Origin of the sequence: Mycetocola manganoxydans, assembly GCF_003667545.1 — a bacterium.
GTDB lineage: Bacteria > Actinomycetota > Actinomycetes > Actinomycetales > Microbacteriaceae > Mycetocola_A > Mycetocola_A manganoxydans.
Genome location: NZ_RCUV01000005.1, coordinates 292,335 through 304,442, shown reverse-complemented (window position 1 = coordinate 304,442; position 12,108 = coordinate 292,335). Strand labels below are relative to the sequence as shown.

General features: G+C 64.5%; 12 protein-coding genes and 4 tRNA genes. 11 read left to right on the top strand and 5 right to left on the bottom strand.

Features of this window, described 5'->3' with window-relative positions:
* Positions 1–10: 10 nt before the first annotated feature.
* Positions 11–1,198: an alpha/beta hydrolase family protein gene (locus D9V29_RS05425; RefSeq protein WP_121672290.1), complete on the top strand. Its 1,188-nt coding sequence runs from the start codon at positions 11–13 to the stop codon at positions 1,196–1,198.
* 2 nt (positions 1,199–1,200) lie between these two features.
* On the opposite strand, the gene D9V29_RS05420 is transcribed toward D9V29_RS05425, so the two are convergent.
* Together D9V29_RS05420 and D9V29_RS05415 are read right to left on the bottom strand one after the other, a co-directional pair.
* A complete protein-coding gene (locus D9V29_RS05420) occupies positions 1,201–1,635 on the bottom strand; it encodes a SufE family protein (protein ID WP_121672289.1) in 435 nt (144 codons plus the stop codon).
* 41 nt (positions 1,636–1,676) lie between these two features.
* Complete coding sequence (locus tag D9V29_RS05415) at positions 1,677–2,573, bottom strand: sulfurtransferase (protein WP_121672288.1); 897 nt, start codon at positions 2,571–2,573, stop codon at positions 1,677–1,679.
* A 145-nt stretch (positions 2,574–2,718) separates the two neighbouring features.
* On the opposite strand from D9V29_RS05415, the gene zapE reads away from it, so the two are divergent.
* The 5 genes from zapE (at position 2,719) to D9V29_RS05390 (ending at position 7,920) form a co-directional block, all read left to right on the top strand.
* Positions 2,719–3,756 (top strand): cell division protein ZapE, encoded by a 1,038-nt coding sequence (zapE, locus tag D9V29_RS05410; RefSeq protein ID WP_121672287.1) that lies wholly within the window; start codon positions 2,719–2,721, stop codon positions 3,754–3,756.
* A gap of 165 nt (positions 3,757–3,921) precedes the next feature.
* A complete protein-coding gene (locus tag D9V29_RS05405) occupies positions 3,922–5,154 on the top strand; it encodes an ammonium transporter (protein WP_121672286.1) in 1,233 nt (410 codons plus the stop codon).
* Positions 5,155–5,303: 149 nt separating this feature from the next.
* Positions 5,304–5,840, top strand: coding sequence for a type II toxin-antitoxin system PemK/MazF family toxin (locus D9V29_RS05400; RefSeq protein ID WP_220699923.1), 537 nt, complete (start codon positions 5,304–5,306; stop codon positions 5,838–5,840).
* Positions 5,841–5,901: 61 nt separating this feature from the next.
* Complete coding sequence (locus D9V29_RS05395) at positions 5,902–6,573, top strand: endonuclease/exonuclease/phosphatase family protein (RefSeq protein WP_121672347.1); 672 nt, start codon at positions 5,902–5,904, stop codon at positions 6,571–6,573.
* Positions 6,574–6,759: 186 nt separating this feature from the next.
* Positions 6,760–7,920 (top strand): ScyD/ScyE family protein, encoded by a 1,161-nt coding sequence (locus D9V29_RS05390; RefSeq protein ID WP_183084921.1) that lies wholly within the window; start codon positions 6,760–6,762, stop codon positions 7,918–7,920.
* Between the two features lie 257 nt (positions 7,921–8,177).
* On the opposite strand, the gene D9V29_RS05385 is transcribed toward D9V29_RS05390, so the two are convergent.
* Positions 8,178–8,253: transfer RNA gene (locus D9V29_RS05385), tRNA-Val, on the bottom strand.
* Positions 8,254–8,438: 185 nt separating this feature from the next.
* Between D9V29_RS05385 and D9V29_RS05380 the strand changes: the two genes are divergently transcribed.
* The 3 genes from D9V29_RS05380 (at position 8,439) to D9V29_RS05370 (ending at position 8,741) form a co-directional block, all read left to right on the top strand.
* Positions 8,439–8,510: transfer RNA gene (locus D9V29_RS05380), tRNA-Gly, on the top strand.
* Positions 8,511–8,563: 53 nt separating this feature from the next.
* Positions 8,564–8,634: transfer RNA gene (locus D9V29_RS05375), tRNA-Cys, on the top strand.
* Positions 8,635–8,669: 35 nt separating this feature from the next.
* Positions 8,670–8,741 (top strand) — tRNA-Val (locus D9V29_RS05370).
* 39 nt (positions 8,742–8,780) lie between these two features.
* On the opposite strand, the gene D9V29_RS05365 is transcribed toward D9V29_RS05370, so the two are convergent.
* On the bottom strand, positions 8,781–9,827 hold the full coding sequence (locus tag D9V29_RS05365; protein ID WP_121672346.1) for a helix-turn-helix transcriptional regulator: 1,047 nt from the start codon (positions 9,825–9,827) through the stop codon (positions 8,781–8,783).
* Between the two features lie 87 nt (positions 9,828–9,914).
* Here D9V29_RS05365 and D9V29_RS05360 point away from each other — a divergent pair, with 87 nt between their 5' ends.
* Positions 9,915–10,379, top strand: coding sequence for a cupin domain-containing protein (locus D9V29_RS05360; RefSeq protein WP_121672284.1), 465 nt, complete (start codon positions 9,915–9,917; stop codon positions 10,377–10,379).
* Complete coding sequence (locus D9V29_RS05355) at positions 10,376–10,780, top strand: DUF1304 domain-containing protein (protein ID WP_121672283.1); 405 nt, start codon at positions 10,376–10,378, stop codon at positions 10,778–10,780. The genes D9V29_RS05360 and D9V29_RS05355 overlap by 4 nt, the downstream gene beginning before the upstream one ends.
* A gap of 75 nt (positions 10,781–10,855) precedes the next feature.
* Here D9V29_RS05355 and D9V29_RS05350 read toward each other — a convergent pair whose 3' ends face one another.
* Positions 10,856–12,031, bottom strand: a complete 1,176-nt coding sequence (locus D9V29_RS05350) for a zinc-dependent alcohol dehydrogenase (protein ID WP_121672282.1) — start codon at positions 12,029–12,031, stop codon at positions 10,856–10,858.
* Between the last annotated feature and the right edge of the window lie 77 nt (positions 12,032–12,108).

Here is a 12,108-nt window from a genome sequence, read left to right as displayed (position 1 = left end):
TTACTTGCCAATGAAACGTCACAGCCACGCCGACCAGCCCGTCCCCCGCTCGTCGGCCCGCCGGAGGCGCATCGCCATCACCCTGGGTGGCATCCTTCTCACCCTCACCGGAAGTGCGATCCTCGCTGTCGGCACCGTGGCCAGGCGCGTTGTCACGCCGGCTCGTACCCGGTTCAGGGAAAGTGACGTGCTCGCCATCGATTCCTCGAACGGCACCATCACCCTCGCGAAGAACCCCGACACCGTTCTGCCCGGCCGGTACGGACTGTTCTTCGGCACGCCCGAGAGGTACCTGCGCCTCGGCGGGCTACTCGAATCGAACGGAACCACCGTCACCCGCGAGCTCGAGTCACCGAGCGACGGGCTACCCGAGCGCGGGCCGGCGACCTTCAGCGGCTGGTATTACTCCCGACCCGACGAACTCGGAATCGACTACCGGGACATCGCCGTTCCGACGCCAGCGGGAAACGCCCCGGCGTGGCTTTTCCCCGCGTCGGACGATACCGGCCGCTGGGTTGTCATCGTGCACGGTCGTGGAACGACGCGGAGTGAATGTCTCCGCGCCGTCCCGGTCTGGCGTGAGGCCGGGTATTCATCGCTCCTCGTCTCGTATCGCAACGACGGTGACGCACCCCGCAGTTCTGACGGGCTGTACGGCCTCGGCGACACCGAATGGCAGGACGTCGACGCCGCCATCACCGTCGCTGCGGAACATGGGGCAACCGAGATCGTGCTCATGGGCTGGTCGATGGGTGGGACGATCGCTGTGCAGACGACGTTGAGGACGAGCCGCCCGGATCTCCTCCGCGGCATCGTCCTCGAATCCCCGGTTCTCGATTGGGGTCGCGTTCTGGAATTCCAGGCGGATGCCACGCGCATCCCTGTTCCTCTTCGACTGGCAGCCATCGGGGCGATCTCAAATTCGTGGGGACGCGCTCTTACCGGTCTCGACGCAGCCGTCGACTTCCCAGGACTCGACGTCGTCAGCCGCGCAGACGAACTGCACCTCCCGATGCTCGTCCTCCACAGTGATGACGATGGATTCGTTCCGTCGTCAGGGTCGCACGACCTGGCCGCGGTGCGGCCGGACATCGTGACGTTCGAGCGCTTCACCGTCGCGCGGCATACGAAGCTCTGGAACTACGACGAGAAGCGGTGGACGAGCGCGATCCGCGACTGGGCTGCGACGCTCGACTGAGATCAGACCGAGGCTCGCGCGGCGAGCTGTCGTTTCGCTCGCTGCAGCATCCCGTTCATCCCGTTGAGGCGCAGCGGAGAGACCGCCTTGCCGAGCCCGAGCATCTGCGGGAAGTCGGCGGGAATCGCAAGCACCTCGTCGACGCTCAACCCGTCGATTGCCTGCGCCAGGATGCTCGCGAACCCACGGGTGGTCGGCGCCTCCTCCGGTGCCGTCGCGTGGAGGTGGACGCCGTCGTCTGCAACCTCGACGAAGATGAAGATGGGGGACTGGCACTCCACGACCCGTTCGAGCAGGTCGGGGTGGTCAGCGTAACGCTGGGGAAGCGCAGGCAGCTCCCGGGAGAACTCGAGCAGGAGCTGAAGCCTCGTCCGTTCGTCGACGGCGAGGAACTCGTCGCGGATCTCGGCAAGCTGGTTCGGAAGAGTTTCAGTCATGGTGTCCCTATTCTCCCACGACCGGATGCCGCGCGGCCGGGTCAGCGACGGAGCTCGCCCGGCTCGGTTCCGATCGCGATCGGGACGCGAACAGCGCTGCCCCACTCGGTCCACGATCCGTCATAGTTGCGCACGTTCTCGAAACCGAGCAGGTAGGACAGCACGAACCAGGTGTGGCTGGACCGCTCACCGATCCGGCAGTACGCGACGACCTCGTCGCCGTCACGGAGTCCGGCTCCGTCGCGGTAGATCGAGTCGAGATCGGTGACCGGCCGGAATGTTCCGTCATCGGCCACGGCCTTCGACCAGGGCACGCTCCTCGCCGTGGGAATGTGGCCGGAGCGCAGTGCGCCTTCCTCCGGGTACGCCGGGGCAGTGTTGCGCTCCCCGCTGTACTCCTCGGGGGAGCGCACGTCGATGAGCGGCTTGCCGAGGTGCGCGAGCACATCCTCCTTGTACGCGCGGATCCCGGAATCGTCGCGCTCGACGACGGGATAGTCCGTGCGTGGCCGCCCCGGAGCATCCGTCGTCATCGGGCGTCCTTCGGCGATCCACTTGTCACGCCCGCCATCGAGGAGACGGACGTCACTGTGGCCGAACAGGGTGAAGACCCAGAGCGTGTACGCCGCCCACCAGTTGCTCTTGTCGCCGTAGAGAACGATCGTGTCGTCGCGGGAGATGCCGCGGCTGGAGAGAAGTTCGGCGAAAGCGGCACCATCGATGTAGTCGCGTTCGACCGGGTCGTTGAGGTCGGTGTGCCAGTCGATCTTCACGGCGCCCGGGATGTGTCCGATCTCGTAGAGCAGGACGTCCTCATCGGATTCGACGACGACGAGCCCGTCGGTACCGAGCCGTTCCTCGAGCCAGGCCGTGCTGACGAGGCGTTCCGGGTGTGCGAAGTCCGCGAAGGCGGGGGAGTTGTCGGTTTCGATGGGCATGCTCTACCTCCGGAGTGGGCCGCTTCGCGGCACGGCTGGTGCATCGAAAAGGCTTAGGCTGGGGACCGTTCTTTCCTGCGAAATCCGACCCTGTCCCGACTTCCGGGGAGGCGCCGGACAACTTCGACACACGAGGTATTCTCCCATGAGCCAGACCGCTGAGACGGCCCGCACCCGCATCTCCGACCGATCGCCGTCGATCACCGGAGACGAGATCGCCGCAAGCCTCGTACCTCCGCGCCAGTTCACGGATGCCAGCTTCGCGAGCTACCGGCCCGACCCCGAGTTCACGTCCCAGCAGGAAGCCGTCGAACTGCTCGAGGCATTCTCCACCGGGTGGACACCGGCGAAGTCATCGGGATTCTTCGGACGCAAGAAGAAGGAGCCGGAGGTGAAGCCGGGTGTGTACCTCGACGGCGGCTTCGGTGTCGGCAAGACCCATCTGCTCGCGGCGTTGTGGCACGCCGCTCCCGGCCCCCGCAAGTACTTCGGCACCTTCATCGAATACACCGCACTCGTCGGCGCGCTCGGCTACGCGAAGGCCGTCGAAGCGCTCACCGGATCGACCCTGCTGTGCATCGACGAGTTCGAACTCGACGACCCGGGCGACACCATGATGATGACCAGGCTGCTGACCGACCTGGTCGGTAAGGGGACCCGCGTTGCCGCGACCTCGAACACCCCGCCGAACGCGCTGGGGGAGGGCCGGTTCGCCGCCCAGGACTTCCTTCGCGAGATCCATGCCATGTCGAGCAATTTCACCACGCTGCGCATCGACGGCAACGACTTCCGCCGACGCTCCACGGAGGGTCACGCCGCAACAGTCGATCCTGCCGACTATTCCCAGACTCTCGCGTCTGCCGATGCAGCGGGGGAGCGGATGTCGGATGACACGTTCGACGACCTCATCGCCCACCTCGCCACCGTGCACCCGTCGAAGTACATCAAACTCATCGACGGACTCGACCGGATCGGGCTGCGCGACGTTCACGAGCTGCACTCGCAGACCGAGGCGCTCCGGCTCGTGGCGTTCATCGACCGGGTGTACGACGCGCAGATTCCGATCACCGCGACCGGAGTCCCTCTCGACCAGGTCTTCGCCGGCGACATGCTCTCGGGCGGCTACCGCAAGAAGTACCTGCGGTCGATGTCGCGAATGATCGCCCTCACCGAAACGTCCTAGTCCCGCGAAACGTGCTTTTTACACAAGCACGTCCGGTGTAACCAACCCGAAACATCGGGCGCACCGCTCTCGAAACGTCCGGCATCCAAGCTGGCTTCACACCGACAGGCACCTTGTGTTCCTCGTCGGCGGCCCGATGCACTTCGAGAGAACTAAGGACACGATATGGACACCGGCAGCATTGCCTGGGGAATCACAGCAACCGCGCTCGTGCTGTTGATGACCCCTGGCGTCGCATTCTTCTACGGCGGCCTTGTGAAGGCCAAGAGCGTCATCAGCATGATGATGATGAGCTTCGGCGCACTGGGCCTCATCACCGTGCTGTGGATTCTCTACGGCTTCAACATGAGCGCGGTCGCGAGCCCCACCGACTTCGCTGGCAACCCGTTCGCCGACTTCGGGCTCACCGCCCTCGCGCAGGGTGAGGATGCCAACACCAACCTCCTCGGCGCGACCTACGGTGCCACCTTCGCCATCATCACCATCGCCCTGATCTCCGGTGCGATCGCCGACCGGGCGAAGTTCGGGTCCTGGATGCTCTTCGCCGGCATCTTCGCGACCATCGGATACTTCCCCATCGCGGCATGGGTGTGGGGTGGCGGCTGGATCATGAACCTCGGCACGACGCTCTTCGGTGAAGAATCAGGCATCGCCGTCATCGACTACGCCGGTGGTACCGCCGTCCACATCAACGCCGGTGCCGCAGCACTCGCACTCGCCCTTGTCCTGGGCAAGCGGGTCGGCTTCCAGAAGGGCATCCAGAAGCCCCACAATGTTCCGCTCACCCTCCTCGGCGCGTCGATCCTCTGGTTCGGCTGGTTCGGTTTCAACGCCGGAGCGGAATGGCTCAACGGCCTGGCGAACACCGGACTCATCGTCATCAACACGCTCGGCGCGACGGCGGCAGCGATCATCGGCTGGCTGATCATCGAGAAGCTCAAGGATGGCAAGGCCACCTCCGTCGGAGCAGCATCGGGAGCTGTCGCCGGCCTCGTCGCCATCACACCGGCCTGCGCGAACCTCACTCCTGGCTGGGCCCTCCTCCTCGGTGTCGTCACCGGTGCGGTCTGCGCCCTCGCGGTCGAGCTCAAGTTCAAGCTCGGCTTCGATGACTCACTCGACGTCGTCGGCATCCACCTCGTCGGTGGCCTCGTCGGAACGGTCTACCTCGGCTTCTTCGCCACCGGCACCGGCCTCTTCCTCGGTGGCGGGTTCGAACAGCTCGCCGTCCAGGTCATCGCGGCAGCAGCTGTCCTCGTCTACGCCTTCCTCGTCGCCGGGATCATCGGCTTCGCGATCCAGAAGACCCTCGGCTTCCGGGTCAGGAACGAAGACGAAATCGCCGGCGTCGACACCTCGGTGCACGGCGAAGAGGGATACGCGCTCGAGGTCGTCTGACCTTCGAAGCACACCGACAGATCGGGATGCCGCCTTCGGGTGGCATCCCGTTCCGTCGTTCACGGGGTGCTGTTGCGGCGGGGTTAGGATGAGCGGCGTCCGACCGCGTGCGTGACGGCGCGTCCCCGTGGACAGAAAGAGGCGACACCATGGCATCCGTCGGCAAAATGGTCCGCTCAGTTCTGACGGCGCTGCTGCGCTCGGGACAAACATCGACGCCGCGCGATGCTCAGCACTCTCCGTCGACAGCGAGCGACGCTGAGGCTGGTCGCTCCGGCTCTCACGCGACTCGGGAGATCGAACCTGGCACGGTCGGCCGGGTCCGGATGTCCTATGTCCCGTCGACGGATGGAAACCCGGATCCCGGCGAGATCGTCTGGACCTGGGTCCCGTACGAGGAGAAGGATGGCAGAGGCAAGGACCGCCCGGTGCTCATCGTCGCCACCCGACCGAACGGCTCGTGTGTCGCCGTGCAACTGACGAGTAAACCGCACGGGACCGAGGACGTGGACTTCGTGTCGATCGGCAGTGGGAACTGGGACGTTCAGGGCCGCCCGAGCTGGGTGGGCATCGATCGTATTTTCGAGGTGCATCCCGACGGCATGCGTCGGGAGGCAGCCGCCCTCGGTGAAGCTCAATTCGCCCGCGTCGCGCACGCTCTGGGACGTCGATACGGTTGGCGCTGATCCACAACGGGCCGGAGCGGCGGTAGAATTTCGGAATCGACTGTTCGGACGGGGAGTCCTCATCAGAATCATCAGCTACAACCTGCGCAAGCACGCAGCAAGCGCCGAACTCACCGGTCTGGAAACCCTCTACGAGGCCGATGTCCTGTGCCTCCAGGAAGCCGACAGTGAGCTTCTGCCCGAGACCGTCGGCAACCTGCGGCTGGCCGACTCGACCCGCGCCAACCGCCTGGGGCTCGCGATCTACTACAACCAGGACCGGTTCGACGCCATCACGACGACGGCTTTCGAACTGAAGAAATCCATGCACGACATGCTTTTCTCGCCCGCGAACGAACGACTCATCGCCACGAAACTGTTCGATAGGGAAGCGGGGCGCGAGATGCTCGTCGCCTCGTTCCACGCCGCACCCCTCACAGCGCTGAATTCGCTTCGTCGCAAGCAGATCAAGACGGCGCACAGTGAGCTGCACAGCCTCGCGGAAGGCATCCCAACCGTCATGGTGGGTGACTTCAATTACCCGATCTTCAAGAACAACCTGCGACGCAGGATCACCGAGATGGGCTACGAGCTCTCCCTGAGCAACGAGCGCACGTACTCGAGGTACAAGATTTTCCGGGGTCACTTCGACTTCGTGACGAGCGTCAACATGGGCATGGACGACGTCAAGACGCTGCCGCGCGGCGCGTCCGACCACCGGGCGATTCTCGTCACCACGACCTACATCGACTGAATCCGCTCTGATTTCCTCCTTGGCGGGGCTCGACAGGTCCGGCATTCCTGAGTAGCGTGCTGCAAACCTGAGGAATCCTCATGCTTGGTCCACGGGAAATCTCCTCTGCGGTGCGGTAGATACCGCAGGACGCGGGCGGCAGCATCCTGACTCCTCTGTCCAATTCATCTGACAAAGGAGTACAGAGTGAAAAGCACGACCCTGTCGGCGACGGTGTGCGCAGCCGTGATCGCGACCGTCGCGATCGCAGCGCCGGCATCCGCCCACGGTGGAAAACCACCGGTCAGCATCAGCGAACGAGTGATCGCAGACGGACTACTCAGCCCCCTGTCGCTCGACGTCGATCACCGCGGAAACGCCTATGTGACCCAGAACTTCTCCGGCGTCCTGACCAAGGTCCCTCCGCGCGGCTCGTCCACGACCATCGCGAGCGGGAACGGCGACGAGATCGGCGCGGTCAGCACCCGAGGCGACACCGTCTATTACGTGCAGGCATCACAGGATGAAGCACACTCGCGCGCGACGCTGATGAGGATCACGAAGCGCGGCGCTCCGACGGCGGTGGCAGATCTCCGCGCCTTTGAAGACCGCGTGAACCCTGACGGCGTCAACACGTATGGATTCACCGACCTGCCGGAGTCGTGCGCATCTCAGTTCGATCCCAACGGGCCATTCGGCGCTGCCAGTTACACCGGCATCCTCGATACCCACGCGTATGCGTCCCTGGCACTCAAGGACGGGGTCTACATCGCAGACGCCGGGATGAACGCCATCATCAAGGTCGGGCACAAGGGCAGGATCTCGACTGTCGCCGTGCTTCCGCCGATGCCACCGATCACCATCAGCGCTGAACTCGCTGAGCAGGCGGGATTCCCCGAGTGCGCCGTCGGGTATGGTTACCGGTTCGAACCAGTGCCGACGGATGTCGAGGTGGGACCAGGTGGGTGGCTGTATGTCACCGCGCTCCCTGGCGGTCCTGAAGACGCGAGCCTCGGAATGCGTGGCATGGTCTACAAGGTCAACCCGTGGAACGGCAAGGTTGTGACCCATGCGACCGGATTCGTGGGTGCGACAGGTCTCGCTGTCTCGCAGAAGACCGGCGTGGTGTTCGTGGCGGAGATGTTCGGCGGCCCCGACGGCACCGGTCAGGTCTCGGTGGTCCTGCCGTGGAGCAAACAGGCTGTGGCATCGTTCCCGGTGACCTCGCCCGCCGCGATCGAGCTGTCGGGCAGGTCGATCTATCTGACGAAGGATGCCTTCGTCATGGGCGCGGAGGGCCCACAGGCGATCGGCAAGGTCGTGAAGGTCAGCCTCAAGGGCAAATGGATGAAGTCCTACCTGGGTTGACAGTGACGTTCGGGGAAACGTCGAATCCAACACAGCGACACCGGGCCGCGCAGAGGTACTGACGGATGCAGACAGCCGCGTCGCGATCGACGAAGCGCTCGAGCGTAAGTACGGGCTCCGCTACAAGGCGATCCGGGCGGCCAGCCGGTTGCGCGGTGCGGCCTCGAATTCCGTCGTCGTGAAGATCTCGACCGGCGCCTGAGAGCCCGTACCGAGCCGGGAACGGCGAAAGGCCCGCAGGTGCCTGCGGGCCTTCATGGTGGGCGATACCGGACTCGAACCGATGACCTCTTCCGTGTGAAGGAAGCGCGCTACCAACTGCGCCAATCGCCCATCCGTCGAGAACCGAAAACGGTTCACAACGACGTCTCATCGTACCGGAACCGGAGAGGCCTCGCGAACCACGTGGCATCCGTTTTCGCGTCTTTCCGGCGATGAATGACACGGCCGTAACTCGATTTTGTTTCTCAGCAGTTCATCAAGTAGAGTCTTTCAAGCACGCAGGAATGCGAGCAAATGCGGATGTGGCGCAGTGGTAGCGCATCACCTTGCCAAGGTGAGGGTCGCGAGTTCGAATCTCGTCATCCGCTCGAGTGTTGGGGTTAGCCTTAGGGTTGACCACGGCATGTGGGCAACCACACGCGGTGGCGTGGCCGAGAGGCGAGGCAGCGGCCTGCAAAGCCGTCCACACGGGTTCGAATCCCGTCGCCACCTCACACTCAAAACTGAATTAGCATGGCACGTAGCATGAGCGATTGGCGCAGCGGTAGCGCGCTTCCCTGACACGGAAGAGGTCGCTGGTTCGATCCCAGTATCGCTCACAGAAAGAAGCCCGGACTGAAGAGTCCGGGCTTCTGTCGTTAAGCCCGCTCGGCGGGACGCGGCTGCAGCCGAGCGACGAGCTCACCTCTGCTTCGGACACCGACCTTCGCGAATGCAGACTTCAGATGGTCCTGCACGGTGTTCTGCGAGACGAAGAGATTGCCGGCGATGTCCGCGGTGGAATGCCCAGCGATCACTTCGCGGCAGACATCCCGTTCCCGAGGCGACAGCCCATATGCTGCGAACAACAGGGTGGTGAGCTGCTCACCGGCCGCAGGATCGATGGAGACCGCGACCGCGTCGGCGCCACCGCCGATGAGTGCGCTGGCTTGGAGGAGCGCCCACTGCCCCCGACCGTCGCGGATCCGCGCCCGGAAGACACCAGCGTGCGTGTTCCGCACTCCTGCGACCATGACGTGCATCATCGCGACGAACCACCCTGGCTCCAGGGCGTTCAACCGCTCCTGCCACTCCCTCGCAGAGCCAGTGGCGGAACGGATGTTCCCGGAGTCACTGACGATGACGATCGCCGGCTGCCCCGTTGCCAGTCTGTTCGAGATCTCGGAGCGAACGGCCAGCCGGGTTGCAGCACCAATGGCCGGCGCAACGGCGCCGAGATACTCCACCTCCCGGTCTGAGAAGACCAGGCCTGACCGCACTAGCCCAGCGGCACCCCAGGTGGTGCCATCCGCTGTGAAGAGCACGCGAACTTCCTGCTCGACACCGAGAGGACGCCACACGTTCCGGTATCGCCTGCTCCGGTCCCGATCGTTCCGGGGATAGTCGGAGAACCGGGTCAGCAGTTCCGCACGTCGAGCCATCGCGGCGAAGCTGTGCGTCTCGTCAGGCGAGAGTTCCGCGTTCGCGAGCAGCGGTTCGTATTCGACAGGAACCCGGACCTCACTGCTGGTCATCGCACTGATGACGAGCGACTCCGGATCCAGCGTCGCCCAGCAGGTCAACTCCGTTTTCACGTCGCGGTCGATGACCCGGATGGCCTCGGCGTGCAGGTCGCTCACGCCCAGTCCGGATGCTGCCAGGCCCGCGATTTCCCGGCGTGCTGCGTAGGCTCGTTCCTCCCACATGACGAAAGTATCCCACCGCGGCACGTCGCCGTCATTCCCCGATTTCTGGGATCGACGCCTGCGCATCCCGCTTCTAACGTTGCGGCCATGAACCACACGACCCACTTCAGGCACGCGGGTACCGGCAGGCAATTGCACGCTCCGGATGCCACGCTGACCGTTGTCGTCGGCGGCGAGCACACCGACGACGGATACGAGATCTTCGAGATCATCGCGCCGAAAATGGATCCCACTCCGCTGCATCGGACGGGCTGGGGCAAGAGCTACTACGTGCTTGACGGACGCATGCTCGTATTCGTCGATGGGGAGAGTTTCGAATTGGATCCAGGCTCGTCGGTCGCGATCCCTCCCCGTGCACTGCACACCTTCACCGTGCTCACCCCGACGGTCAGGTTCCTCGTGTTCAGCCTCACCGGCGGAATGGGCCGCTTCCACGCCGACCTCGACGCATCGGTGCCGCGCGGCAAGCCGGTCGATGAGGTCCTCCGTGACATCGGAGACGTGCTCGGACGTCACGACGTCACCCTCGAGAACATGAAGGCCGTGCCATGATCGTCGTCGTCTGGGCGTTCGCCCTGCTGACCGCGGGCCTGCACGTTCTCGTCTTCGTCTGGGAGTCGCTGCTGATCAGCCGCCCCGCCGTTCACTCGCGCATCTTCGCGATACCGGCAGCCGACGTTCCCGCGATCCGGCTCTGGGCGTTCGGCGTCGGTTTCTACAACCTTTTCCTCGCCTGCGGTCTCATCGCTGGAGTCTTCCTGTGGGCCACAGGTTCGGTCGACGTCGGGCGGGCACTGGTTTTTTACCTGTGCACCATCCTCTTCCTGTCCGGGGTCGTTCTCCTCATCGCGGACCGGATGTCACTGGGTCGCGAACGCGGATCCGGTATCGGGGGAGCGCTGTCGCAGGGCATCCCGCCGCTCATCGCCCTCATTGCGATGGCCTTCACCTGACGAGTTCACTCACTGCGGTCGGATTCACGCGGCATACCGGGTGAATCCGACCGCAACGGATGAAAACGCGGCCAGTTACGGCTTGAGCACCACCTTGATGCAGCCGTTCTCCTTCTTCTGGAACAGGTCGTACATCTCGGGCGCCTTGTCGAGCGGCACCCTGTGTGAGACGAGATCCTCGACGCCGAGCGGATCGGACGGGTCCTCGACGAGGGGGAGCAGCTCGTCGCGCCAGCGCTGGACGTTGCACTGGCCCATCCGGATCGACACTTGCTTGTCGAACAGGGACTTCATGGGGATCGGGTCAGCCTCGCCGGCGTACACGCCGCTCAGGGACACCGTTCCGCCCCGGCGGACCGAATCGAACGAGTTGTACAGGGCCTCGAGGCGGTCGACACCGGCGGTGTTCATGAGCTTCTTCGCGATGCCGTCCGGCAGCAGGCCGACAGCGTTCTGGGCGAGAGTCGCCCCGGGGCTTCCGTGGGCTTCCATTCCCACCGCCTCGACGACGGAGTCCGCTCCACGGCCGTCGGTGGCGTCGCGCAACCGTTCGACGACGTCGTCGGTCAGGTCGAACGTCTCGATGCCGTAACGCTCGGCCATTTCACGACGCTCGGCGACGGGTTCGACGGCGAGCACGCGATGCCCGAGGTGTCGCCCGATCCTGCTCGCGAACTGACCGACAGGCCCAAGTCCCATCACGATCAGGGTCCCATCATCGGGAAGATCGGCGTACTGCACACCCTGCCAGGCCGTGGGCAGGATGTCACTGAGGAACAGGTAGCGGTCGTCAGGCAGTTCGTGTCCGACCTTGGTCGCGTTGAAGTCCGCCAGCGGGACCCGCATCCGCTCCGCCTGACCACCAGGAACAGAGCCGTACAGTTCACTGAAACCGTAGAGAGTGGCGCCCGTTCCCTGATCGGTGTTCTGCGTCGTCTCGCACTGGGAGTGGAGACCCCGCGAGCACATGTAGCAGTCGCCGCAGGCGATGACGAACGGAATGACGACCCGGTCGCCTGGGGCGAGGCGCGTGACCTGTGAGCCGACCTCTTCGACCACGCCCATCGTCTCGTGACCGAGCACGTCGCCCTTGTTGAGGAACGGGCCCAGAGTTTCGTACAGGTGAAGGTCTGACCCGCAGATCGCGGCAGATGTCACGCGGATGACGACATCCGTGGGCTTCTCGATCGTCGGGTCAGGGACGGTATTGACGGAGACGGAGCGTTTTCCTTGCCAGGTGAGTGCTTTCATGTGCTCTGTCTACGCGTTCGGCCGCGTCACCGTCGACCGCCTTGACGCTCAGCCGCACGGCAAGTACCGTGCGCCGC